General features: G+C 55.3%; 22 protein-coding genes. 9 read left to right on the forward strand and 13 right to left on the reverse strand.

Annotated features, from left to right (window positions below; all coding sequences use genetic code 11):
- On the forward strand, window positions 1–621 hold the full coding sequence (locus U738_RS10675; protein ID WP_268746284.1) for a 2-dehydro-3-deoxy-6-phosphogalactonate aldolase: 621 nt from the start codon (window positions 1–3) through the stop codon (window positions 619–621).
- 15 nt (window positions 622–636) lie between these two features.
- Window positions 637–1,533, forward strand: coding sequence for an SMP-30/gluconolactonase/LRE family protein (locus U738_RS10680; RefSeq protein ID WP_035580096.1), 897 nt, complete (start codon window positions 637–639; stop codon window positions 1,531–1,533).
- Between the two features lie 91 nt (window positions 1,534–1,624).
- Here the strand turns inward: U738_RS10680 and U738_RS10685 are convergent, their stop codons facing one another.
- The 5 genes from U738_RS10685 to U738_RS10705 form a co-directional block, all read right to left on the reverse strand.
- Window positions 1,625–3,220: a solute:sodium symporter family transporter gene (locus tag U738_RS10685; protein WP_035580099.1), complete on the reverse strand. Its 1,596-nt coding sequence runs from the start codon at window positions 3,218–3,220 to the stop codon at window positions 1,625–1,627.
- Window positions 3,221–3,484: 264 nt separating this feature from the next.
- The gene (locus U738_RS10690) at window positions 3,485–4,147 is read right to left on the reverse strand and encodes a bifunctional 4-hydroxy-2-oxoglutarate aldolase/2-dehydro-3-deoxy-phosphogluconate aldolase (RefSeq protein WP_035580106.1); all 663 of its coding nucleotides are present in this window, start codon (window positions 4,145–4,147) and stop codon (window positions 3,485–3,487) included.
- A 45-nt stretch (window positions 4,148–4,192) separates the two neighbouring features.
- The gene (pgl, locus tag U738_RS10695) at window positions 4,193–4,858 is read right to left on the reverse strand and encodes a 6-phosphogluconolactonase (protein WP_035580108.1); all 666 of its coding nucleotides are present in this window, start codon (window positions 4,856–4,858) and stop codon (window positions 4,193–4,195) included.
- A gap of 1 nt (window position 4,859) precedes the next feature.
- Window positions 4,860–6,365, reverse strand: coding sequence for a glucose-6-phosphate dehydrogenase (gene zwf / locus U738_RS10700; RefSeq protein ID WP_035580110.1), 1,506 nt, complete (start codon window positions 6,363–6,365; stop codon window positions 4,860–4,862).
- A 304-nt stretch (window positions 6,366–6,669) separates the two neighbouring features.
- A complete protein-coding gene (locus tag U738_RS10705; RefSeq protein ID WP_035580111.1) occupies window positions 6,670–7,017 on the reverse strand; it encodes a hypothetical protein in 348 nt (115 codons plus the stop codon).
- 181 nt (window positions 7,018–7,198) lie between these two features.
- Here U738_RS10705 and U738_RS10710 point away from each other — a divergent pair, with 181 nt between their 5' ends.
- From U738_RS10710 to U738_RS10735, 6 genes are all read left to right on the forward strand, one after another.
- On the forward strand, window positions 7,199–7,852 hold the full coding sequence (locus U738_RS10710) for a potassium channel family protein (RefSeq protein WP_035580113.1): 654 nt from the start codon (window positions 7,199–7,201) through the stop codon (window positions 7,850–7,852).
- Complete coding sequence (locus U738_RS10715) at window positions 7,849–9,219, forward strand: TrkH family potassium uptake protein (protein ID WP_035580119.1); 1,371 nt, start codon at window positions 7,849–7,851, stop codon at window positions 9,217–9,219. Before U738_RS10710 ends, U738_RS10715 begins: the two co-directional genes overlap by 4 nt.
- Before the next feature lie 236 nt (window positions 9,220–9,455).
- Window positions 9,456–10,643: a maltose/maltodextrin ABC transporter substrate-binding protein MalE gene (malE, locus tag U738_RS10720; protein WP_035583459.1), complete on the forward strand. Its 1,188-nt coding sequence runs from the start codon at window positions 9,456–9,458 to the stop codon at window positions 10,641–10,643.
- A 74-nt stretch (window positions 10,644–10,717) separates the two neighbouring features.
- A complete protein-coding gene (gene malF, locus U738_RS10725; protein ID WP_035580120.1) occupies window positions 10,718–12,289 on the forward strand; it encodes a maltose ABC transporter permease MalF in 1,572 nt (523 codons plus the stop codon).
- Between the two features lie 10 nt (window positions 12,290–12,299).
- Window positions 12,300–13,190, forward strand: a complete 891-nt coding sequence (malG, locus tag U738_RS10730; protein ID WP_035580122.1) for a maltose ABC transporter permease MalG — start codon at window positions 12,300–12,302, stop codon at window positions 13,188–13,190.
- A gap of 175 nt (window positions 13,191–13,365) precedes the next feature.
- A complete protein-coding gene (locus U738_RS10735; RefSeq protein ID WP_035580124.1) occupies window positions 13,366–14,853 on the forward strand; it encodes a TrkH family potassium uptake protein in 1,488 nt (495 codons plus the stop codon).
- Window positions 14,854–14,902: 49 nt separating this feature from the next.
- Here the strand turns inward: U738_RS10735 and U738_RS10740 are convergent, their stop codons facing one another.
- The 6 genes from U738_RS10740 to kdpF are packed head-to-tail and all read right to left on the reverse strand — an operon-like array spanning window position 14,903 to window position 22,811.
- Window positions 14,903–15,628 (reverse strand): response regulator, encoded by a 726-nt coding sequence (locus U738_RS10740; RefSeq protein WP_035580126.1) that lies wholly within the window; start codon window positions 15,626–15,628, stop codon window positions 14,903–14,905.
- Complete coding sequence (locus U738_RS10745; RefSeq protein ID WP_035580128.1) at window positions 15,618–18,302, reverse strand: sensor histidine kinase; 2,685 nt, start codon at window positions 18,300–18,302, stop codon at window positions 15,618–15,620. Before U738_RS10745 ends, U738_RS10740 begins: the two co-directional genes overlap by 11 nt.
- Window positions 18,303–18,306: 4 nt before the next feature.
- Window positions 18,307–18,972 carry a potassium-transporting ATPase subunit KdpC gene (kdpC, locus tag U738_RS10750; protein WP_081899085.1) on the reverse strand — a complete coding sequence of 222 codons (666 nt, stop codon included), beginning with the start codon at window positions 18,970–18,972 and terminating at the stop codon, window positions 18,307–18,309.
- 10 nt (window positions 18,973–18,982) lie between these two features.
- Window positions 18,983–21,019, reverse strand: coding sequence for a potassium-transporting ATPase subunit KdpB (gene kdpB, locus U738_RS10755; RefSeq protein ID WP_035580130.1), 2,037 nt, complete (start codon window positions 21,017–21,019; stop codon window positions 18,983–18,985).
- Between the two features lie 10 nt (window positions 21,020–21,029).
- Complete coding sequence (kdpA, locus tag U738_RS10760; RefSeq protein WP_035580131.1) at window positions 21,030–22,721, reverse strand: potassium-transporting ATPase subunit KdpA; 1,692 nt, start codon at window positions 22,719–22,721, stop codon at window positions 21,030–21,032.
- Window positions 22,722–22,730: 9 nt separating this feature from the next.
- Window positions 22,731–22,811: a K(+)-transporting ATPase subunit F gene (kdpF, locus tag U738_RS23815; protein WP_081742537.1), complete on the reverse strand. Its 81-nt coding sequence runs from the start codon at window positions 22,809–22,811 to the stop codon at window positions 22,731–22,733.
- A 205-nt stretch (window positions 22,812–23,016) separates the two neighbouring features.
- Here kdpF and trkA point away from each other — a divergent pair, with 205 nt between their 5' ends.
- Entirely contained in the window at window positions 23,017–24,390 is a 1,374-nt protein-coding gene (gene trkA, locus U738_RS10765) for a Trk system potassium transporter TrkA (RefSeq protein WP_035580132.1), read from the forward strand.
- A gap of 30 nt (window positions 24,391–24,420) precedes the next feature.
- Here trkA and U738_RS10770 read toward each other — a convergent pair whose 3' ends face one another.
- Window positions 24,421–25,170 (reverse strand): anti-sigma factor, encoded by a 750-nt coding sequence (locus U738_RS10770; protein WP_035580133.1) that lies wholly within the window; start codon window positions 25,168–25,170, stop codon window positions 24,421–24,423.
- Window positions 25,167–25,742: a sigma-70 family RNA polymerase sigma factor gene (locus tag U738_RS10775; protein WP_035580141.1), complete on the reverse strand. Its 576-nt coding sequence runs from the start codon at window positions 25,740–25,742 to the stop codon at window positions 25,167–25,169. Before U738_RS10775 ends, U738_RS10770 begins: the two co-directional genes overlap by 4 nt.
- Window positions 25,743–25,792 lie beyond the last annotated feature (50 nt).

Below are 25,792 nucleotides of genomic sequence, written 5' to 3' on the forward strand. Positions count from 1 at the left end.
ATGGAGAAATTGGCTATGTCGCTGCCACTAATTGGTATTTTACGCGGTGTAACGCCTGATGAGGCCGTGGATATCGCGGAAGCGGTGCTGGCCGCGGGCATCACCCAGATTGAAGTACCGCTTAACTCACCCAACCCGCTGGAGAGCATTCGCCGCTTGGTAGACGCATTTGGCAAGCGCGCGGTCATTGGTGCAGGCACGGTACTCACTCCGGCTCAGGTGCGTGAAGTTCACTCTGCGGGTGGACGCCTGATCGTTTCTCCCAACTGTCGGCCTGCAGTCATTGAAGAGACGCATAGACTCGGTATGGCGAGCTGGCCGGGGATTGTGACACCCTCTGAGGCCTTCGATGCACTCGATGCCGGTGCCACCGGACTTAAACTCTTCCCAGCGGTGCAGGTAGGATTAGAGGGCATGCAGGCAGTGCGCTCAGTACTGCCCACAGGCACCCTTTTGTATGCTGTCGGCGGCGTTGGGATCGATAACTTCGCCACTTGGCGCGCAGCGGGTGTCGATGGTGCAGGGCTGGGCAGCGCGTTATACAAACCCGGCCAAAGCGCTTCCCAGGTAGGTCAACAGGCACAAGCCCTCGTCGAGGCCTGGTTGGCAGGAGAACAATAAGGAGATCCAATAACAATGAATACAGGTATGCATGTTGCAACGTGGCAGGCAGAGTTAGCGGTCGATTGCCGCTGCACCCTAGGTGAAGGCCCGCAGTGGGACGCTAAAAATCAGCGCCTTTATTGGTGCGACATTCTTGAAAAGCAGCTGCACTGGCTATCCCCCGCCACTGGAGAAAGCGGCCACTATCAGTTTGAACATCGGGTGTCACTGGCTGCGCCCCTTGAAGAAGGAGGCCTGCTGTTAGTCGGCGAAGACCGCTTAAGCCGCTTCAACCCAGGCAGCGGCAAGGTAGAAAAGCTGTGTGATTTCGAGGCCGATAACCCGGTCACCCGCAGCAATGACGCCCGCATTGATCGCCACGGCAGCCTGTGGCTCTCCAGCATGGGTAAAAGCGCTGAAAGAAACGCTGGCAGCCTTTACCGCCTGCACCGCGGCGAGCTGTCGCGGCTGCGCTCAGGGCTGACCATTCCCAATGCTATCTGCTTTGCTGAAAATGGCGAGTTTGCCTGGTTTACCGATACGGTGACGGGTGTGGTGATGCGCTGGGCGTTGGATAGCGACGGCTGGCCGAAGGGCGAGCCGCAACCCTGGGCAGACTTTTTTACCAGCCAGGGCAACCCCGACGGTGCCGTCATGGATGGCGAAGGCTGCCTATGGCTAGCGCTGTGGGGAGCTGGGCAAGTGGTGCGTTTGGATCATGACGGCGAAATAATAGGCCGCGTTGAGCTACCGGTCAGCCAACCCTCCTGCCCAGCGTTTGCAGGCCCTGATCTAAAAACGCTGTATATCACTACGGCGCAAGAGGGATTTAGCGCTGAACAGCTAGCCCAGGAGCCCACTGCAGGCTCGCTGTATAGGGTCGAAACCGGCATCAAAGGATTGACCGAACTGCCGCTGCGCCTGGCATAACTCTCTTATAAACCTCACAGCAAAAGGCCCCGCTAGCGGATACTAGCGGGGCCACTTTCTGGCTTTACCTCTTAGCGACTAGCGCTGGCACTCAACCGGCGAAGCTTATATACATCACGATGACTAACACGACCAGGACAATACCGGCCGGTACTGCGCCTTTCCAGGGTGTTAGATCCACATCGCCGCTGTGCTGCTGAATCCAGTCGGTTTCCCGTGGGCGCAGCTTGCCGATGATCAGCATCACGACGACCAACAACACAAACACCATCGCCACGAAGTGGAACTCGTGCATAACCTGCGGCAGCAGCGTAAAGGGTGGCACAAAGTAACCGGCGGCTATCAATAAACAGCCGCCCACCAGGGCAATTTTAGCTGCCATCGGCGGAACACGTTTGGTTAGCAGCCCGACCAGCACCACGGCAAGAATTGGAATAAAGTAGATCGCGTTCATCTTCTGCAGGTAACCAAACAGGCTATCCTGGCCTGCCAACAACGGCGCGATAATCATGGTAATAATGGCCATGATCCAGCCGAAGACCTTACCCGATTTCACCACCTGCTCTTCCGTCGCCTCTTTGTTCAGTACACCTTTATAGATGCCCAGGCTGAAAATCGTAGTAGTACTGTTCAGCGCGGAGTTAAACGACGAAAGAATCGCACCGACCATCACCGCGGCGAAAAACCCGGTTAGATACGGCGGCAGTACGTTAAATACCAAGTGACCGTAGGCCTCATCAGCACGCACGCCTTGATCGGCATAAAGATGGTAAGCAATGATGCCCGGCAGCACGAGATACAGCGGGCCCAGCAGTTTAAATAGACCGGTCAGCAGAACACCCTTCTGGCCTTCAGCCAGGTTTTTGGCCGCAAAGGTACGCTGAATAATCTGCTGGTTGGTACTCCAGTAGAATAGATTAATCAGGAAAACACCGGTGAACAGGGTAAAGAAAGGCACCTGCTGATCAGCGCCGCCAATCGAATTAAGCTTATCCGGGTCGCTCTCTTTGAGGATGCTCCAACCTTCCATAATGCCGCTGCCGTCACTCACGGCCTGCAGGCCGAAATAGACGATCACGAAACCGCCGATCAATAGCCCGACGCCGTTAAGCGTATCCGAAACCGCCACCGTGCGTAGCCCACCAAACAGTGCATAGACCGAACCGATAATGCCAACTATCCACACCGTTAGCCAAAGCAGCGTCGCCGAAGACTCGATACCTGTTAGCCCTTGAAGATCGAGCATCCCCTGCAGACCGATGGCGCCGGAATAGAGAATAATCGGCAGCAGAATCACCGCGTAAGCGATCAAGAAGATGATATTGGTGATTAGCTGGGTGGTTTTATCGAAGCGTATTTCGAGCAGCTGCGGCAGCGTGGCAATGCCACTTTTCAAAAACCGCGGCAGGAAGAAGAGCGCCAACGCCACCAGTGCGATAACCGCCACCACTTCCCAGGCCATCACGCTTAACCCATCGGAAAAGGCCGCCCCATTGAGCCCCACCATTTGCTCGGTGGAGAGGTTGGTCATTAGCAGAGAGCCAGCGATCAGCGGAAAGGTTAGCGTACGCCCTGCTAGAAAGTAGCCGCTGGTGCTTGAGTGGTCATCTCGGCGGGTGATTCGCCAAGTGATAAAGGCGACAAGCCCTGTAAAAAACAGGAAGGACGCCAGGGTCAAAGCGTGCATTTTGACTCACCTCATGATCATTGTAAGTGGCACGCACGTTACTGTATGCGCGTATAGCGAAATGTCAGACAAATCGTCCCGCCATTTTAGTTGAGCTGAATATAGCCCGTTATACGTCTTTGGTCGTACGCAGGCGGGTACCATACGCGAATGACAAAATTTCGCTATAAAAAAACCCTAGCAATGGTTAAAAACCATAACTAGGGCCAGCATTTACACAACCTGCGATAGGTTGCTTAAGGATGCCTATTGAGTGATGCCTGCTTAGTGATGAAAGCGCTCCGCTGATTGACGGGCCAGTTCGCGAATGCCGTCCCAATCTTCAGCATCGACCATTGCTTTCGGCGTCAACCAGGAGCCGCCTACACACATCACGTTCGGCAGTGACAGGTAGGCGTCTGCGTTGTCCACGGTAATGCCACCGGTGGGGCAGAAACGCGCTTCTGGAATCGGTGCGCCAAACGCTTTGATTGCTTTAGCGCCGCCGCTGGATTCAGCGGGGAAGAACTTAAACCGACGATAGCCGTACTGCCAGCCGGTCATCAGCTCAGAAATGGTCGACACGCCTGGTAGCATTGGCACAGGGCTTTCCACGCCATAGCGGTAAAGCGCGTCAGTGGCGCCCGGCGTCACCACAAAATCAGCGCCCACCTGCTCGGCTTGGCGATATTGCGCGGGTGTTAGCACGGTGCCCACACCAATGCTGGCACCCGGCAGCGCTTCTTTCATTCGCTTGATGGCGTCCAGGGCACAATCGGTGCGCAGGGTAACTTCCAGCACGGTTAAGCCGCCTTCCACCAGGGCGCGCCCTAGCGGTACTGCGTCTTCCAAGCGCTCAATCGTGATGACAGGAATCACTTCAGCTTTTGAGCAGATACTATCCAGCTCTGCGGTACGGGTAGAAGGTAACTGTTTGTCGATAGTCATTAGTGAGTCTCCAAGCAACTTATTATTGGCTAAACCGGCTGGCGCTCAAGGCGCCCAATAAATGGCCAATGGGCAGGTTAAAAAGGCACGAATAGGCAACTGACGAACGTCGTCGCCGTTTAATGCCTTGGCCAACACGGCGCGTTTATCGTCACCGGTAATATGCAGAATATGCCGCCGTGCCTGATGCAGGCGGTCGGCCGAAAAGGTAATCCGTGGCTGCGGCTGACTAGGCGTTCTAACTGCCACTAACAGCTCTTCCGTGGCAAGCGCCAGGGTCAGCTCAGGGCTATCGGGAAACAGTGACGCGGTGTGGCCGTCTCCCCCCATCCCCAAAATCACCACGCTGGCAGGCCAGGCCAGTGATTCCGCTCGCTTGACCACTTCATCTACGCCCTCTTCGGGGGTCGCCGCGCCGCAAGTTAACGGTATAAAAGTAGCCGCTTCAGCGTCGCCCTGAAGGAGGTGCTCACGCACCAACTTGGCGTTGCTATCACTGCTCTGCTCATCGACCCAACGCTCGTCGGCAAGCGTTACGTCAATGCGCTCCCAGGGTAGCGGTTTGGCCGCCAGCGCCTTAAAGAAAGGCACCGGGGTGGAACCACCTGAAACCACCAGCAGGACGCGCTCTTGATGGTTTAAGTCGTCGTGCAGCGCCTGAAAAACGGCTTCGGCAAGCTGCTCAGCCAACTGTTGGCGTGCTTGGCTCATATTAATAATCCTCGTACCAGCTGCGGCCGTCTTGGGTAATCATGGCGATGGAGGCGACGGGGCCCCACGAGCCTGCCGGGTAACGGCGCGGTGGGGTGTCGCGTTTTTTCCAGCCATCAATGAGCTGGTCGCACCAACGCCAGGCGTGTTCGATTTCATCCCGGCGGACAAACAGATACTGCTGGCCTTTCATGACTTCGAGCAGCAGGCGTTCGTAGGCATCGGGTATCCGCGATTTGGGAAAGGCATTGTTGAAGTCCAAATGCAGCGGGCCGGGGCGCAGGCGCATGCCTTTATCCAAGCCGCTATCTTTGGTCAGCACTTGCAGGGCGATACCCTCTTCCGGCTGCAGGCGAATAATCAGCTTATTCGAGGCGATGCCGCGTTGATCCGGGTCGAAGATATAGTGCGGCTGCTGGCGAAAGTGAATAACGATCTGTGAGAGCTTATCCGGCATGCGCTTGCCGGTGCGCAAGTAAAACGGCACGCCTGCCCAGCGCCAGTTAGCCACTTCGGTTTTCATGGCCACAAAGGTTTCGGTTTGGCTCTGGGTGTTGGCGCCCTCTTCTTCTAAATACCCTGGCACCGACTGGCCATCGCTAGTACCGGCGATATATTGGCCGCGCACCACATCTCGGCCAAGCGCTTCGCCCACAAACGGCTTGAGCGCTTTAAGCACTTTCACCTTCTCATCGCGAATGGCATCGGCATCCAGATTGGAAGGCGGATCCATGGCGATTAAGCACAGCAGCTGCAGCAAGTGGTTTTGCACCATGTCCCGCAGTTGACCCGCTTGGTCGAAATAACCCCAGCGCCCTTCGATGCCCACTTTTTCGGCAACGGTAATTTCCACATGGGAGATATTGTTCTGGTTCCACTGGGTACCAAACAGCGGGTTGGCAAAACGCAGCGCAATCAGGTTCTGTACGGTCTCTTTACCTAAATAGTGGTCAATACGGTAAATCCGCGATTCGGGGAACACTTGACCAATAGCGTCGTTAATTTCAATGGATGAGTGCAGGTCGTAGCCGATGGGTTTCTCCACCACCACGCGGGCCTCATCGTCCAGGCTTTTACTGGCCTGCAGATGACGGCAGATATCGCCATAAATAGATGCACCAACGGAAAGGTAGACCACCATTGGGCGCGGTGAGCCTTTGCGCCACTGACGAATAGCGTCGTAACCCTCAACGCTTGAAAAATCGAGTTTTAGGTAATCCAAGCGGGCGAGAAAGCGCTCGATACTCTGCTTATCCTGCTCGCTGCTTTTCAGTCGTTTTTGCAGCGCGTCGTTAACCATTTTGCGAAATGACGCAACGTCGTGCTCATGGCGGGCCAGCCCCATAATGCGCGTGCTTTCAGGCATCAAGCCTTCGCGATCAAGATGGTATAAGGCAGGAAATAGCTTGCGCATGGCAAGATCACCCAGCGCCCCAAACAGCGCTAAATCAATAGCGTGATTCGGATCGCCCAGCGGTGCACCTTGGGAAGCAGTGGACTGGCTCATCGTCGCTCCTATTTATAATTAGGCATCTAATGTAGTTAGATTACCTAAAATCTACCGTAAAGGGGGCATTATACGCAATAATTCGTGTAATTTTACTACAAAATGGCATCTACCGCTTCTATTTCGATGCGTTTACAGCTGTGATTGTTCAAGGAATTTCCACTCTCACTCTACGCCCTTGATATGCGCTACTGCTACGCTCCCTAAGGAGGAGGCGAGCTAGATGAGCCAATAATGAAGTATGCTTTAATTCATCAGGCAGTGCATAAAGCACCAACTTGGGCTGATGACAAAGGAAGAGGCATCACATTGGGTTTATGTTTTTATGAATTATTTTTGCCAAAGAGAAACCAATAGCGGCGCCTGTTAATTTCGCATAGGTAGCAATACCAGAATAGATCAGCTCTGTTTGAGTGTAAATTTCCGCATAATCTGCACACATAGCAGACAATGTTGCCAAAGCTGCAACTACGAATCCCCACTTAACACCATGCCCCCATGCAATCAAAATGACTGGTATAAGATACGGAAATATGGATATAACCGGATTTTCAGCATGATAATTATATACCGCCAGACCCCATAGCCAAGTGAGTAACACGAAAATACGAAAATACGAATTGGGATTTGTTTGAAATAACCCCACAGCCATATTCCCCCCATTAAAAGAGTATTTATTTATAATTTAACCATACGCAGGTACATGCGACTCAATTGAAGCAATTTTTTTACGCAATTTTTACGTCTGCTAACGTAGGATTAAACAGCTATTGTGCAATAGAGCTACAGCATATAAATTTACGTAATTCAAAGCTGTGGAGCCGCGCTTTATCATGATTGAAAAACAGCAATTTATCGTCATTGGTCTGGGCATATTCGGCGCGACTATTGCGCGTGAGCTAACTCAGCTTGGTCATGAGGTTTTGGGGATCGACGCTGATGAGCTGCGTGTCAATCGATTAGCAGATGAGATCACTCACGCAGTCATTGCTGACGTAACAGATGAAAACGCGCTTATAGAGCTAAATGCGGGCAGCTATGACGCAGCAGTGGTAGCGATAGGCAGAAACGTTGAGGCAGCGATGTTGGCAACGCTTCAGTTGCAAGAGTTAGGTGTGACAAAGGTATGGACGAAAGCACTGACGAATCAACACCACAGAGTCCTTGAACGGCTTGGTGCAACACGTATTATTGCACCTGAATATGAAATGGGTGTACGAATCTCTCAGGAATTGAATTACCCAATGGTTCATGATTACTTAAACCTGGGGAAGGACTATGTTGTCGTAGAATTCCATACAACAGAGGACTTAATTGGAAAAACCATTGGAAAAATCATCGAAGATGTTGATGTAGCGGCTTTAGTGGTCAAAAGAAATACAGAAGTGCATGCACACCCTGACCTCGATTGGGAAATACGCAGAGGTGATCGCTTAGTACTTGGCGGCTGGCTTGATGAATTAAGAAAACTTGTTAAAAACTTATGAAAGCAAGCTTACAAGACCAGACGCCTCACCAAACGATCGTCAAAGGGCCAAAGCGTAAACGTAGCATTAAGCCCCCTTGGCTATTGCTTGAGTCTTTTCTCATATTAATTTTCATTGGAGCATGCTTACTAAAGCTGCCATTTGCCACCGTCGCTCCGGTTTCTTGGATGGAAGCAGCATTTACTGCCACCTCCGCCGTTACGGTAACGGGCCTTGTGGTTGTCGATACAGGCAGTCAATACACGACCTTCGGTCAGCTCGTCATCCTATGCCTGATTCAATTAGGCGGACTAGGGTTGATGACCTTTGCAGTACTGACCGCTCTAGCGCTTGGTTTTAAGTTACGCCTAAAGCAACAGTTGGTGGCACAAGAAGCTTTTAATGAAGTCTCCCTTCAAACGGCTAGAAAAGCGGGGAGTTCTATTGCGCTATTTGCCATTGCCAGCGAAGCCATTGGGATTATTGTACTTAGCTACTTTTTTATTCCCGAACTCGGCTGGGGTGACGGGCTATATAATGCGCTTTTTTATACCATTTCCGCATTTAATAATGCGGGCTTTGCGCTATCTCCAGATAGCTTATCAAATTACGTTTCTCATCCCGGCATCACGCTATCTGTCACAGCACTTTTTGTTACTGGAGGACTTGGCTATATCGTCATTATGGAATTATTGGAAAAGCGTTCATGGCCTCGGCTTTCGGTATACGTAAAAATTATCTTAACCACCACTTTATTTCTCAACTTGTTCGCTACCGCGGCGGTTTTGATTTTGGAATTTAACAACCCCAACACGCTAGGCATGCTAGAAGGCTTTTGGAGCAAGCTACTGGCCGCATGGTTTCAAGGTGTCACTCCTAGAACGGCTGGTTTCAACACGCTCGAGATTGGTGCTCTAACAGCAGGCACTAGTGTTCTAATGCTTCTACTTATGTTTATTGGCGGCGCACCGAACTCAACCGCTAGCGGCATTAAGATTTCTACTTTTTTCATTTTAATCACGGCGACAAAATCTTTTCTCCAAGGAAATTTAAACGTAAGCTTCTTTGGTCGCTCACTAAGTCGAGAAACATTACTAAAAGCTTTAGCTACCGCGACTATCGGTATGGCAACCATTTTCATAGCTGTTTTTATGCTGACGATTTTTGTAAAAGACGACTTCTTAGATATAGCGTTCGAGGTTGTCTCTGCTTTTGGCACCGTAGGATTATCGCGTGGCACTACGAGTGAACTGGGTACCGCGGGCCAGCTAATTATCATGGCCGTAATGCTTATTGGCCGTCTTGGCCCCCTAACGCTAGGTTATACGCTGACTGTACGTCACAAATCGCATGTCAAATATGCGACAACTGAATTTCCAGTTGGCTAATTATGCATGGCGTCTGTTTTGCATTTAGTCTGAGCGAGAGCCCTCAAAAGCGCATTTGGTAGAGCCTGCAACAGGTTTTAGCCCCCCTACTTCTATTTAATGTTTCTACGCCCCTGATATACGCCATCACTACGCCCCTCAAGGATGAGGTGGCTGCCGACTGAATTGGCGAGGCTAAGACTGTTCAGGTGGCAACGCCACCATCCCTTATAACAAAAATTGAGGCTTTTTAAATGATGGCAAGACATCGGCCCGGATTTACGCCTTTAATCACCGCCACCCTGCTTGCAGGAGCAACTTTGCCAGCCTTCGCGTTTGAAGATGACCGCTTAACCATCTGGATGGGCGACAACAAAGGCCAGGAAGGTATTCAGCTGCTGGCCGATCAGTTTCTTGAAGAGACGGGCATCGAAGTTGAGGTGGTCTTTCCAGATAACCTGACCGACCGTTTTCAACAGGCGGCGGGCAGTGGCCAAGGGCCGGACATCGTGATCTGGGCCCACGACCGGATTGGCGAGTGGGCACAAAGCGGCCTACTAAAACAGATAGCGCCTAGTGACAGCTTCCGTGAGTCTTTTTATGACTTCTCCTGGGAAGCTGCCCTGTGGAATGGCGAAACCTATGGCTACCCCATTTCAGTGGAATCACTCGGGCTCATTTATAATAAAGCCCTGGTGGACACCCCGCCGGAGAGCTTTGCCGAGCTAATGCAGCTGGACGAGACGCTTTCTCAAGAGGGTAAAAAAGCCATCCTGTTCGACTACAGCGAGCCCTACTACGGCTGGACACTGCTAGCCGCTAACGGTGGCTACCCATTTAAACAAACTGACGCAGGCTACAACGTTACCGATATTGGCGTTAACAACGAAGGCGCCGTGCAGGGTGCTGAGCTGCTGGTCGAGCTGATCGAAAGCGACGTGGTACCGCGGGGAACCGACTACAGCATCATGGATAATCGCTTTAACAAGGGCGAAGTGGCGACCATGATTAGCGGCCCCTGGGCCTGGCCGAACCTTGAGCGCAGCGGCATTGATTACGGCGTCGCCCTGCTGCCCAAGGTGGGCGAAGAACGTGCCAAGCCCATGTTTGGCGTTATGACGGCAATGATCAACTCTGCGTCGCCCAATGATTTCCTGGCCGTCGAGTTCCTGGAAAACTATCTGCTCAGCGAGGAGGGTATGCGCACCTTCAACAGCGATGGGTCGCTGGGGGCCGTGGCACACATCGATTATCAGGCGGAACTGGCCGACAACCCCAACATCGCGGCCACCCTCGATAACGCCGAAGTCGGTATGCCGATGCCGAACATTCCTGAAATGGGCGCCTTCTGGGCAGCCATGGAACCCGCGCTGCAAAACATCGGCAGCGGGCGTCAGTCCCCCCAGGAAGCACTGGATGCCGCCGCGCGGCGTATGCGCCAGTAGCCACTCGCCTTTCCTTCACTGACCGGCCATGGCACACCGCTGGCAAAGCCGGGAAGTTTCGCAGGACATCTTTCATGTTTACCACGAATGCTTCGCGGGGCTTGCCCCGCCACCGCTCCCGTCATGTGGCCGAACGCTATTCTCGCTGGGCAATGCGCAGCGTGATCGGGCTGATGGTACTGGCCCTGCTTTGGCTGGTGATGGCTTTTTATATGCACGGCCAATGGGTGTTTGCGCTGCTATTTTTAGTGCTTGGCACATCGCTGGGCGTGGTGTTCAGCCGCCGTTCGCTGATGAGCCACCGGTATATTTTCCCGGCAGTGGCCGGGCTTGGCGTTTTCGTTATTTTCCCGCTGGTGTATACCGTCGGCATTAGCTTCAGTAACTACAGCTCGGACAATCTGCTCAGCCAGGAGCGCGTGCGCGCACAACTGACCGATCAAAGCTACCAGGCAGAGGGCGCTGCCTTTTCCTATTCGCTTTACCAGCAGGACGAGCTGGTGCGCCTTTATCTGGAAAGCGACGCTCCTGCGGGCGATAACGACCGGCTACTATCCGCCGCGATCAACCTAACTAACAGCGAAGTCCGTCGCGCTCCAACCCAAGCCGTAGACGGCCCGCCCGAAGGTGAGCCGCTTCCCATGCGCGAAGCCATTCAGGCCCGCGACGCCCTCCAGGCGCTGCGCCTGCAAACGCCCGGGGGCACCGAGCTACGCATGGCGGGCCTGCGCCAGTTCGCGCCAATGATCGACCGCTATGAGATTCGTGACAACGGCAGCCTTTATGATCAGCAGGAGGGTCAGGTGCTGACGCCGGATAACGATATCGGCTTTTTCGTCACCGAGAACGACGAACGCATCACCCCTGGGTGGCCGGTGAACGTGGGCTTCACCAACTACACCAAGATCTTCACCGACCCGGATATACGCGGGCCGTTTATGAAGATATTTGTCTGGACCTTCGTGTTTGCCGGGCTCACCGTACTATTCACGTTGGCCGTGGGGTTTGTCCTCGCCTCGCTGCTGCAGTGGGATCAGCTCAAGGGCAAGGCGGTCTATCGGACGCTGCTGATACTGCCCTACGCGGTTCCAGCGTTTATTTCGATTCTGATTTTCAAAGGCATGTTCAATCAGCATTTTGGTGAGGTAAACATGATTCTGGAGGCGCTGTTCGGCATTTCGCCGGAGTGGTTTACCGACCCCTGGCTAGCCCGAACCATGCTGCTGATCGTCAATACCTGGCTGGGTTACCCCTACATGCTGCTGCTGTGCATGGGGCTGATTCAGTCGATCCCCGGCGATCTGTACGAGGCCTCGGCGGTAGACGGCGGCGGGCCGATCACCAACCTGATGAAGATCACTCTGCCGCTGATCATCAAGCCACTCACGCCGCTGTTAATCGCCGCTTTTGCTTTTAACTTCAATAACTTCGTACTGATTGCGCTGCTCACCGGGGGCAGCCCGGACATTCTGGGTGCCAGCACGCCCGCGGGCACCACCGACCTGCTGGTGAGCTACACCTACCGCATCGCCTTCCAGGATGCCGGCCAGAACTTCGGCCTGGCGGCAGCGATTGCAACGCTGATCTTCCTGCTGGTGGTGGGCATGTCGGTGGTTAATTTGCGGCTTTCCAAGGTTAAAGTTTAGGAGGTTTACGATGGCGATGGTTCAACCCCGCTCCATTCGCGCACGGCGATGGAGCGCCCATTTGGCGCTGATCGGCTTTGTTTCACTGATCGTGTTTCCGCTGCTGTTGGTAATTTCAATCTCGTTTCGTGAGGGAAACTTTGCCTCGGGGAGCTTGATCCCCGAGCGCTTCTCGTTGGAGCATTGGTCACTGGCGCTGGGTATTCCCTGGGAGCGCCCGGACGGTAGCATCGTCCAGCCCCCCTTTCCGGTACTACTGTGGCTGTGGAACTCCATCAAAGTAGCAGTCGTGTCATCGGTATTAATTCTTATGTTAGCAACCACCAGCGCCTACGCCTTTGCCCGTATGCGCTTTAAGGGCAAGGAGCCGCTGTTGAAAGGCATGCTGATTTTCCAGATGTTCCCCGCCGTGCTCTCGCTGGTGGCGCTCTACGCGCTGTTCGACCGGCTGGGTCAGTTCGTCGGCTGGCTGGGGATCAACACCCATGGCGCGCTGATTGTCGCCTCGCTCGGCGCGGTGGCGCTGCACATCTGGACGATCAAGGGCTACTTCGAATCCATCGACGGGTCGCTCGAAGAAGCTGCCATGGTGGACGGGGCAAGCACCTGGCAGGCGTTTCGCTACATCCTACTGCCGCTGTCGGTGCCAATTCTGATGGTGGTGTTCATCCTGGCGTTTGTGATGAGCATCATGGAGTACCCCATGGCGTCTGTACTGCTCGTGGATGAGCATAAGCTCACCCTTGCGGTGGGCGCCCAGCAATACTTGGCCGACCATAATCAGCGCTGGGGAGACTTCGCCGCCGCTGCCGTACTCTCGGGGCTGCCAATCACCGTGGCCTTCCTGATCTGCCAGCGCTGGATTATTGGTGGGTTAACCGCCGGAGGCGTTAAAGGTTAATTTTATACTCGTTGACAACAAAGCTACTCTCGCTTGGACAATATGCTCACGACCGGCTCCTTTGGGGCCGATTTTTTTAGCCTAACATCATTTTTTTAGGAGAATTTTACAGACTTTTAGTAATTGCCATGGTGAGATACCACGCTGAACATTAGGGCAAATTAAGAGCGGAAATATGACCATTTTTCCCAGCAAGCTTTACTACCGAGACGCTTACCGTAACTGGGCGCAAATATTTAAAATCATGGCGGTACTGTGGCTAGTGCTTGCCATGTTTATGGCGATACCCTGGGTCGTATTGCTGGTGGAAAATGATCCTGATGCACCTGCCTTTGGTGTGTCTATTCTGATTGTCCTCAGCGCCACTCTCACAACCTGGTTACTCACGCGTAAGGTGTCGCTAGAGCTAAAGCCCTGGCAAATGTTTGTGCTCACCGCAGCCAGTTGGGCAAGCATCACAGGTTTTGCGAGCCTACCGCTGATTTTAGGCGCACCGCAGCTCAGCGTGACCAATGCCGTCTTTGAATCCGTCTCTGCCATCACCACCACCGGCTCGACGGTGATGGTGGGGATTGAGCATTTTTCCGACGGATTGAAGCTATGGCGCGGCTTAATGCAGTGGATGGGCGGCATCGGCATCATCGTTATGGGCATTGCCATTTTGCCGTTTCTGAAAGTGGGCGGTATGCGACTATTTCATACCGAGTCTTCCGACTGGTCTGACAAAGTCATGCCCCGCACAGGCGGCATTGCCAAAGCGACGCTAAGTATTTATGTAGCCCTAACGCTTGCGGCCATGGTGAGTTATTGGGCGGGAGGCATGCTACCGCTTGACGCCGTTGTCCACGGCATGACGTCCCTGGCTACCGGTGGCTTTGCCAACTCGGATGCTTCCTTTGGGGCCTACTCCGAGCAGCCATGGCTACTGTGGATGGGCAGCTTTTTTATGCTAAGCGGGGCGTTGCCGTTTGTTTTATACATTCGTTTTATTCGCACATCGCGCACCGCCCTGTGGAAAGACCAGCAGGTACGCGGACTTTTAAAGCTGTTACTGACCGCGATAGTGGTTCTTAGCGGGTGGCGGGTGCTGCAAGGCGATGATTGGTTTGTTTCCCTTACCCACGTCACTTTTAACGTGATTTCAGTGGTGACCACCACCGGATACGCCTCAGACGACTACACGCTATGGGGCGCGTTACCGGTGACTGCTTTTTTCTATCTCACTTTTGTGGGCGGCTGTAGTGGCTCTACCAGTGGTGGTATGAAGATCTTCCGCTTTCAAATTGCCATGCTGATGCTGCTCAACCAACTGCGTTATCTCATACATGCCAACGGCGTGTTTACTACTCGCTACAACCACCAGCCGGTAACCAGCGACATTTCCAGAAGCGTGGTGGCCTTCTCGTTCTTCTTCTTTATTACCATCGCGGCATTGGCTCTAAGCCTTTCGGCACTTGGGCTGGATTTAGTGACGGCCATTTCTGGTGCTGCCACTGCGGTGGCCAACGTCGGCCCCGGCCTTGGCGACACTATTGGCCCAGCGGGCAACTTTTCGTCGCTTCCCGAGGCGGCAAAATGGCTGCTGTGTATCGGTATGTTGATGGGCCGCCTGGAAATTTTGACGGTGGTCGTGCTGATGACGCCGATGTTCTGGCGTCGCTAATGTTTTCAGATCACTATTGCTTTTCAGATAGCTACTGTTTTTCAGATCACTAAGAAGCTGCAGGTCGCTGCGCTGGCTCTACCAGCAGCCGATAGCCGACCCCAGCTTCTGTTTGAAGCAGTACGGGTGTTTGGGGGTCATCGCCGAGCTTTTGGCGCAGGCGGCTGACCACAATACGCAGGTAATGGGTGTCGTCTACATGGGTCGGCCCCCATACTTCTTTAAGCAACTGGGTCTGGGTAACAACACGCCCGGCATAGCGGCAAAGACGGGCCAGCACGGCGAACTCTTTGCGGGTCAAATGCACACCTTCCTGCTGTAGAGAAACCTGCCTTAACTCAAGATCGATCACCAGCCCCTGGCTAACATAGTAGCTAGCGGCCACCTCCCCCCTCGCTTGCTGCGACTGACGCTGTACGGCCCTGATGCGAGCAAGCAGTTCTTGGATGCCGAAGGGTTTAGTAACGTAATCATTGGCGCCGTTATCCAGCGATAAGACCTTCTCCTCCTCCCTATCCCGCACGGATACTACAATTACCGGCACAGCACTGTGCTCACGGATGCCCTGCAGCACCTCGTGGCCATCCATATCGGGTAGGCCAAGATCAAGCAGCACCACGTCGGGCGATTGGGTATATACCGCTGCCAAGGCTTGCTCACCGTTCTCTGCCTCCAGCACACCGTAGCCTTGGGAGGCTAGGCTGATACGCAGAAAACGGCGAATTTGCTGTTCGTCGTCAACAATCAGAATGCGCCCGTTACCCTCATTCTTCATCCATCTTCCTCATATCTGCACCTAACAGTGGCAGCGTAATGACAATAGCGGTGCCTCGGCCATTTTCGCCTGTGTCAGCGTTGATCGTGCCGCCGTGGGCACCAATCATGCCACGACAAATGGCCAAGCCAAGGCCACTGCCATGGGCGCTGCGATCGCCGTCGCCGCCGCTGTAAAACATATCAAATACCTGCTCGCGCAGCTCGGGGGAAATCCCTGGGCCTTGGTCTTCAATGGTGATTACCAATGTGGCTGGATCACCTTCATTAAGGTGGGCCTTAATCAGCAGCTCCCCACCGGGTGGCGAGAAGCGCTGGGCGTTATCCAGCACGTTAACCAGCGCCTGTTCCACCAGCGCGGGATGAACGTACAACAGCGGCAGCGTAGTAGGCCACTGTTTCCTTACCACGACGTGTTTCAGCGATTGCCCCAGCCGCTTCAGCGCTGAGTTGATAACGTCGTCAAACGACACCCAGTCACGCTCTATTTTCAGCGTGCCGTGCCCCAGCCGCGTCATATCGAGCAGGTTTTGAATATAGCGGTTGAGCCGCTCGCTCTCGGATAATATGCCGTCTAGCAGCTCGCGCTGATCGTCTTCACTGAGCTGGGGTTTTAGCTCAATCAGGGAGCTGGTGGCACCAATGATAGATGACAGCGGCGTGCGCAAGTCATGAGAAACCGACGAGAGTAACGCGGAGCGCAGCCGCTCGTTCTCTTCGGACACCCGCGTTGTATTCAACTCGGCCACCAAACGTGTGCGCTCCAGGGCCATACTGAGTTGGCGCACCAGGGTGTCAATCAGCGACTCACGCTCATGGTTGAGTGCCTTTGGGCTGGCCGACAGTTTGAGCGCCAGCATCCCCACTTTTTCTCCCTGCACCGCGAGCGGAAGTAAGCGCCACGCCTGCTGGCTCAATGTTTGTGTGCCCTGACCGCTCGGTTTTTGGTGCTGCCAACTCCATACCGCTGCCTGCTTGGCGGTCATGTCCAAACGCTCGGAATCCGGTAGCGCGTAGACCACTTGCACCTCACTAGCGCTTTCCGCCGTTTCAATAAAGATAACGGGGACTTCAAAACACTGCACCAGCGTATCGACACCCACTTTGGCGGCGCTGGCACTGTCGGTGGCGGTAGAAAGCTGCTCGGCGTAGCGCAGCAGAAGCTGGGTCTGGTCGCGGCTGGCCCGCAGTGCGACTAAGCGCTGGCGTCCACGACCCGCCAGTTGCCCTACCACTAGCGCTACCAAAAAGAAGAACACCACCGTCAACAGTTGCCCCCGTTCCACCATGGCAAAGGTCAAACGCGGCTCGGTAAAGAAGAAGTTAAACACCAAAAAGCCCACCACGGCACTGAACATGGCCATAGCGGTGCCCGCCCAGATAGCGCTGAACAGCACGGCGGCTAAAAACACCAGCGACAGATTGGCAAGCTCCAGCCAAGGTTCTAGCAGGTGGGCTATTCCCAGTGAGGCCATCACCGCTAAGCTGGTGGCGAGTAGCTGGGGTGGGCGCACTCTCCAGCCAGGCTGCTGCTTACGCATACCTTGCTTCATGCTCCCCTGAGCCACTACCACGATATCAAAGACATCGGTTTGCGCGATCAAACGTTGGGCAAGCGGCCGCGACCACGGCCACCAGCGACGCTTGCCGTCGCGGCCTACCATAATTGTGGTGGCATTAATCGAGCGGGCGTAGTTGATCACTTCGTCTAGCTGGCTATGTCCTTGCAAGCGAAGTGGGTCGCCTCCCAGCCGGGTCACCAGGCTAAATATCTTCTCAACCGCTAGCTGCTGCTCGGGCGAGTCGACACCCTTATCAACATAGACCGCTCGCCATACGGCCAGGCGCCTCTCTGCCATTCGGTGGGCTGCGCGCACGAGGGATACATCGTCTTCACTACCGTTGACGACCACCAGCAGGTGCGGCCTTACCGGCCAAGGGCCTGCTCTGCCGCTAGCATCCATAGCCACTTTTACATCGGCATCCACCCGCTCGGCCATGGTTTGAATCGCCAGCTCGCGCAACGCATTGAGGTTCGACTCATTAAAGTAGCCCTCCATGGCGGCGCGTGCCTGCTCGGGGATATACACCTTGCCGCGCCTTAAACGCTCAAGCAGTTCCTCCGGGGTTAAATCCACCAGCGACACATCCCGGGCGCGCTCCAACAACGTATCGGGAACGGTTTCGCGCATGCGTATGCCGGTAATCCGGGCCACATCGTCGTTAAGGCTTTCCAAATGCTGGACGTTCACTGTGGTCCAGACATCGATCCCCGCATCCAATAGTTCTTCAATATCCTGATAACGCCTTGGATGTCGGCTGCCGGGAATGTTGCGGTGGGCCAACTCATCTACCAGTAGAATGGTGGGTTTCCGCTCTAGGGCCGCATCAATATCAAATTCATAAAACGTTCGGCCATGGTGCTGTAAAGGCGCCAGCGGAATACGTGACAGCCCCTCGCAGAGAGCTTCGGTGTCGGCGCGGCCGTGGGACTCAACCACGCCAATCACGATATCGTCACCCTCTTCTGCTCGCTCCCGGGCAGTGCGTAGCATGGTGTAAGTTTTGCCTACGCCGGGGGCGGCTCCCAAAAATACACGCAAACAGCCGCGCGCCTCTCGGCGCGCGGCTTTTAGCAATGCATTGGGATCGGGTCGCTGATCCGCTGAATACATTTAGCTACTCCACAGGGGTGACAGACGACGTGGTGGTGGCGACGGGAAAACGCTCATCCAAACTCACATTCAATCGCAATACGTTGACCACTGGCGACCCCAGCCAGCCCGTGTTTTCAAGCGCTTGGTCGATCAGTTCAGTGACGCTAGCTTCGTCGATTTCACGCGCCTGCGCTACCCTTGCGACCTGTAATTCAGCGGCTGGTAACGAGATATGCGGGTCAACCCCAGAGCCCGACGCGGTGATCAGATCAACCGGGATTTGATCGACGCTGACACCTTCCCGCTGGGCAATCGCCTGGGCATCGGCCTGGGCACGCTCACGAAGCGCTTCATTGCTAGGAGCCAGGTTAGACCCTGAAACCCCGCCCGCATCGTTACCCGCCGCTGACGGGCGACCGATAAAGTATTCATCGCTGACAAAGGTTTGTGACACCAGGCTTGACCCTACCACCCGACCCTCGGCGTCACGAACCAAGCTGCCTTGCGACTGCTCAGGAAACAACCAGCCACCGACCGCTGTCGTCGCTAAGGGGTACACCAGCCCAAGCAGAACGGCCATCACCACCATAAAGCGCAACGCACTGCCCCAAGTGGCTTTTGCCTCAAACGTTGGTGCCTGCTGCTCTTCGTCATTAATCGCCGCGGGATCTTTAATACCTATATTCATGACGCTTCTCCTAGATAAACAGCGCAATCAGCATGTCGAGCAGCTTGATGGCAGGGAACGGTAGCAGCAGCCCACCAAGACCGTAGATCAGCAGGTTGCGGCGCAATAGCACCGTCGCCGATGCGGCTTTTACGGACACGCCACGTAGCGCAAAGGGAATCAGTGCGGGAATAATCAACGCATTGAACAGCACGGCTGCCAGCACCGCCGTGGTGGGTGAATGCAGGTTCATTACATCCAGCACGCCCAGCGCCGGGAAACTTGCCGCAAAGAGTGCCGGTAGAATCACGAAGTACTTAGCGACATCGTTCGCCAAAGAGAACGTGGTCAGTGCGCCTCGGGTCACCAGCAGCTGTTTACCAATTTCCACCGCACTGATGAGCTTGCCGGGGTCGGAGTCCAGATCGACCATATTGGCCGCTTCGCGGGCGGCTTGGGTGCCGGAATTCATGGCCAGACCAAGATCGGCCTGGGCCAGCGCCGGAGCGTCATTGGTACCGTCACCGACCATGGCCACCAGACGGCCACTGGCCTGCTCTTCGCGAATCAGCGCCAGCTTACGCTCAGGTGTGGCTTCGGCGATGTAGTCATCGACCCCTGCCGTGGCGGCTATGGCCGAGGCGGTAATCGGGTTGTCACCGGTGATCATCACGGTTTTGATGCCCATAGCGCGCAGCTCGGCAAACTTCTCCGCGATGCCGCTTTTGATCACGTCAGAAAGCGCTACCACGCCCAGGATCTGCTGGTTTTCCGCTACTGCAATAGGGGTGGCACCATCGCGGGATATACGCTCAATGACCTGGTTGTAGTCGCTGGGGATATCGCCGCCCTGCGCCTTTACCCACTCGGCGATGGCATTGGGGGCACCTTTACGTAGCTTTTTACCGCTGGTTAGATCCACCCCTGAAAGTCGGGTTTCAGCACTGAAGGCTTCAAAGGTTGCGCCATCCGCTTCTTCGCTAAGCTGCACATCCACACCCTGCTCAGTGGCCAGCGTCACAATCGAGCGGCCTTCAGGCGTAGGGTCTTCCAGAGAGGTTAAAAACGCTACATCGCGTACCCGTTGACGCGGCACCTGCTGGCAGGGGGCGAACTCCGTCGCGCGGCGGTCGCCCAGGGTAATCGTGCCAGTTTTATCCAGTAACAGCGTGTCGATGCTACCGGCGATCTCTACTGCCTTGCCTGACTTGGCGACCAGATTGGCCCGCATGGCGCGCTCCATACCGGCAATGCCAATGGCGGGTAAAAGACCGCCAATGGTGGTAGGAATCAAGCACACCAGTAGCGCTACCAGCATGACCGTCGAGGTTTCTACTCCTACGAAAGCGGCCATGGGCACCAGCGTGACCACCACGATCAGGAACACCAGGGTGAGCATCGCCAGCAGCACCGAAAGCGCCAGCTCGGAAGGCGTTTTCTGACGGCTAGCGCCCTCTACCAAGGCAATCATACGATCCAGCAGGGATTCACCGGGGTTGGCGCTGACTTCAATGATCAGCTGATCCGAGAGCACTTTGGTGCCTGCGCTGACGCCGCTGTTATCGGTGCCCGCTTCACGCAGCACCGGCGCGGACTCACCGGTTACCGCCGACTCGTTGATAGACGCCGCACCCTCGACGATATCGCCATCTGCCGGAATCAGCTCACCCGCCACCACTTTCACTCGGTCGCCTTTACACAGTGAGTCGGCGGTCACGGCGCTGGTGGTGCCGTCAGCGTTTAGCTTAGCCGCCTTGAGCTCCCCTTTGGTTTTGCGCAGCGCGCCAGCATGAGCCTTACCCCGGGACTCTGCCAGTGACTCCGCACCGGTGGCAAAAAGCACGGTGGCAAGCAGCAGTAGCGCAATGGTGAGCGCAAAGCCGCCGTTTTCGCCCTGGGCGAAAGCAATCGGCGTTAGCCCGAAACACACCACCGTACCAATGGCGACCACCGCCATAACCGGGTTGCGAGCCAGTAGATGGGGCGCAAGCCCTTTTACCGCGCCGGTGACGACTTGGCCAATAGGCAGCGAACGACGCGGCTGTTTAGCAAGCTCTGTATGTGACATCTCTTTTCTCCTAGAAGCCTTGCACGACGGATTCTGCAATCGGGCCAAGCACTAACGCCGGTAAGAAGCCAAGCAGGTTGACAATCACAATCACCCCTGCGGTTAAGCCCATAAAGGCGGGGCTATCCATGGGCAGGGTGCCGCGCCCCGCCGGTGCCGTGCGCTTAGCTGCCAACCAACCGGCTACCGCTAATGGCACTAGCATGGGTAAGAAGCGGCCAATCAATAGGGCGACCACGCAGGCGATATTCCACCAGGGCGTGTCATCGCCCAGCCCTTCAAAACCAGAGCCGTTATTGGCAAACGCAGAGGTGAATTCATAAAGCACTTGGGATAAGCCGTGGAACCCTGGGTTGGAATTGGCTGCCGCGCTTGGAATCGCAACGGTCAGCGCACTCAACCCCAGGATGACCAGCGGCTGAGCCAGAATCGCCAGTGAAATCCAGCGTATTTCGCGGGTTTCTAACGGTTTACCAAACAGCTCGGGCGCCCTGCCCACCATCAACGAGCCCACAAAGGCCGCCAACATCAGGTAGAGGAAGAAGCCAATCAGCCCGACGCCCACTCCACCAAACGTTACGTTCACAAACATATCCATCAGCAGCATCATGCCGCCCATGGGGTTGAAGCTATCGTGCATGGCGTTGACTGAGCCGTTGGAGGTTTGTGTCGTCCAACTGCCCCACAGAGCAGAAAGGTCAGTGCCAAAACGCAGCTCCTTGCCTTCCAAGTTGGCCCCCGGCTGGGAGAGTTCGACCAGGGCTGCATTGGGCATGCGTTCCGAATAGACCACCACCGAGGTGGAAATCAGAGAGAACGCGATCATCACGGCACCAATGCCCGTCATTAGCCGACGTCGACCGCTGATCAGAGCAATCGCGATAAGCAGCGCCACGGGGATAAGCGTGAGCGAAGCGGTTTCGATAACGTTCGCCAGCGGCGTGGGGTTCTCAAGGGGCACGGTGGAGTTGGGTCCATACCAGCCACCGCCGTTGGTACCCAGCTGCTTGATCGCCACCATGGACGCCACCGGGCCTAAGGGAATCGACTGCACTTCTTCTACCTGGGGATCCAGCATGTCTACCTGGTGGGCGGCCTGATAGCTGGCCGGTACGCCCTGCCAGGTCAGCAGCAGTGCGACAACCGCTGCCAGTGGCAACATAACGCGCACCAGGGTGCGGGTAAGATCGTGGTAGTAGTTGCCAACGCCGTTTAACACCTTGGCAGGCTTAGCGACGAATAAAGTGCGGGCAATCGCAACCAACACCGCAAGCCCCGTGGCGGGGGTTAAGAACTGCAGCGTGACAATGGCGAAGGTTTGGCTTAAATGCGAAAGCTGCGCTTGGCCAGAGTAGTGCTGCTGGTTAGTGTTGGTAGCAAAGGACACCGCTGTATGCAGCGCCGTGTCCCATGGCATGCCGGGGATGCCGTCCGGGTTGAGTGGCAATAAGCCCTGACACATAAAGACCAGCCATGCCAGCAGTATCAAGCCCACATGCAGCTTAAGGATGGCTAACGCGTACACTTGCCACGTCATGGTGTGTTGACTTTTAACGCCCGCCAACCGGTAGATAGGCTTTTCGATCACGCCAAACAGCGTATCGAGCCGGTTCGTCTGTGTGCTTAATGCAAAAGCAATATAGATACCCAAGGGCACACTAAGCAGAGCCACTAAGGCGTAAATAGCGATCATATCGTTCATGACGATCTCCTAAAAACGCTCGGGACAGATGAGCGCGTAAAACAGATACGCCGCTGTGCCGGTCGCGATGATTAGCAATGCAATATTCATGGAAGTGCCTCCTTTGATTGGCACCTTGAGCTTAGAGATTGCAGGCGTAAAAATTCGATGGCGTTTAAGGCATTAGCCGTCAAAAAGGCGTAAAAAAAGCCCTTTCCGTCGGGCAAAAGGAGATCTAAGGCTCCCTTCACTCGACAGTTTTCCCTTAGTAGGTGAGTATCTGTATTTACATGTCGCCGAAGTGATCTAACTACCTATGAAGATTATTATTTTGGGCGCCGGCCAGGTCGGCGGCACATTGGCAGAGCACCTCGCCCGTGAGGAGAACGACATCACTGTCGTTGATACTGACGCCAAGAAACTGCGTGAGCTGCACACCAAAATCGACATTCGCACCGTTACCGGGGCGGGCTCCTACCCCATTGTGCTGCGCCAGGCAGGCTGCGAAGACGCCGATATGCTGATCGCCGTGACCAGCAGCGACGAGATCAATATGATCGCCTGTCAGGTCGCCCATACGCTGTTTCGCACCCCCACTAAGATCGCCCGGGTGCGTGCCACGGCGTATTTAACCCGCAAAGGGCTGTTCGCCCACGAAGCGATTCCCATTGATGTACTGATTAGCCCCGAGCAGGTAGTGACCGACCATGTGCGCCGTCTGATCGAGCACCCTGGGGCCCTACAGGTGCTTGAATTTGCCGGTGGCTTGGTTCAGCTGGTGGCGGTAAAGGCCTTCTACGGCGGCCCGCTGGTGGGCCAAGACCTGGCCTTTCTACGCCGCCATATGCCCAACGTGGATACTCGCGTGGCGGCGATTTACCGGCGTAATCGGCCGATTATCCCCCGTGGCGATACGGTCATCGAAGCCGACGACGAAGTGTTTTTCCTCGCTGCCCGGCGGGATATTCGCGCGGTAATGAGCGAGCTGCGCCGCGTCGAGCGGGACTTCCGTCGGGTAGTGATTGCCGGGGGCGGCAATATCGGCGAACGCTTGGCGGAGCATTTGGAGCATAGTCACCAGGTTAAAATCATCGAACACAGCCTGGATCGCTGCACCACGCTCTCTGAGCGCTTGGATCGCACCGTGGTGCTCCACGGCAGCGCCACGAGCAAGCGTTTGCTGGAAGAAGAGAACATCGAAGAGTGCGATATCTTCTGCGCGCTGACCAACGACGACGAGGTCAACATTATGTCGTCGCTGCTCGCCAAGCGCTTAGGGGCGAAGAAGGTGCTGACGCTGATTAACAACGCCGCGTACGTGGATTTGGTGCAAGGCGGCGAGATCGATATCGCCATTTCACCCCAGCAGGCGACCATCGGCAGCCTGCTCACCCACGTACGCCGGGGCGATATCGTTAACGTTCACTCACTGCGCCGGGGTGCGGCCGAGGCCATTGAAGCCATCGCCCACGGTGATAAGCAGTCGTCTAAAGTAGTGGGCCGTACGATTCGCGAGATCGACCTGCCCGACGGCACGACCATTGGTGCGATTGTGCGCGGCAAAGAGGTCATCATTGCTCACGGCGACGTCAAGGTAGAAAGCGGCGACCACGTGATTCTGTTTGTGGTCGATAAACGCCGCATTCGCGATGTGGAGCGCCTGTTCCAAGTCGGCTTATCATTCTTTTAAAGGCACGCTGAACAGACGCTTTAACGCAGGTTAAATCTCGACCGCTCGGCCAATAAATTCAATGGGGCCCGTAGGCAAGCCGGTGGCCGAACCGGTTTCGTCTTCCAGCGTGAGCTCAAACAGCTGGTTATCTTCAAGTGGCGGCAATTGGTCTAAGCGCATCCGAATCGGCTGGCCTGGCTCCACTAAACCCAGCGATACCGGTGCCTGCCATTCGTCTGCTTTAGTCCAGAACTCTAGCGCTTTACCTTCAGGCACTTCGAAGGTGCCCAGTGGGATCAACTCGATTTCCTGCCGCGAGGAGGCCTGGACCACCCAACCAGCCGACTGCGTTTGCGGGGCCAGCAGCACCACCATGTACTCGGGCGTCGTTGAAATAGTTGGCTCGGTGACTTCATTAGCCAGCATCACGCCCATCACTAACGCCGCCGCTAAGCCAAACCCGGCAGCGCCACGCCAAAGTGGCAGGCTGTGTAGCATGCGACCGGGTCTTCGCGGCGCACTAGCGGAACCGGCCCGTTTAGCGGACGTCTCGCGTGCTTTTAAGCTGCGTTCAATCCGCGGCCATAAATAGTCGGAGGGCGTTACCGGATCGGTAATAGCGGTATAGGGTAAGAAACGCTCTTCCCACGCCATCACCGCTTTTTGCAACTCAGGCTCATTGGGTAACCGCGCTTCTAACGCTTTGCGCTGCTCTAACGACAGCGTACCCAGCACGTATTCACCCGCCAAGGTATGGTCATCGTCGTGTTCTGGTTCGTGCTGACTGGGGCGAGTCATGTCATACACTCCCGTAGGCGCAGCAAACTGCGTTTGATCCAGGCTTTAACGGTGCCTAGCGGCGCCCCTGTATGCGCTGAAATTTCCGCGTGACTAAGACCATCCACATAGGCGTGAAGTACGCAGTTACGCCGCTCTGGCTCAAGTTGTTCTAAACAGCTATCCATCCGCTGGCCGGTCTGCCAATCGAAGATATCTTCGGCAACCGTCGCGTGCTGGAAATGTTCTGGGTGGTCTAACTCGGTCGGATCATTACTGTCAAAAGTGCTATCAAAAGTGACTTCCCGGTCACGGTACCGGATGGCATTGAGTGCCAGGTGGCGTGCCACACTAAATATCCACGCCCTTGCCGAGCCCTTATCAGGGTCAAAACTGTCGGCACGCTGCCAAATATTAAGACAGGCATCGTGGACAATGTCTTCGGCCATACCGCGATCTTTAACGATTCTTACAACAACACCTAATAGTCGGGCACCCTCATGAACGTAGAGTTGGTGCAAGGCGTCATGCTCGCCACGGGCACAGTTGGCTAATGCCGCAGCATGATCAAATTCTGAAGACTCGTCAGTCAAACCCTAGCTCCCTGGTGACGGCGCCGACGCCAGTCGTCGTTTTCACAGAC

The sequence above is a fragment of the Halomonas sp. TG39a genome, from assembly GCF_000744395.1.
Lineage (GTDB): Bacteria > Pseudomonadota > Gammaproteobacteria > Pseudomonadales > Halomonadaceae > Vreelandella > Vreelandella ventosae_B.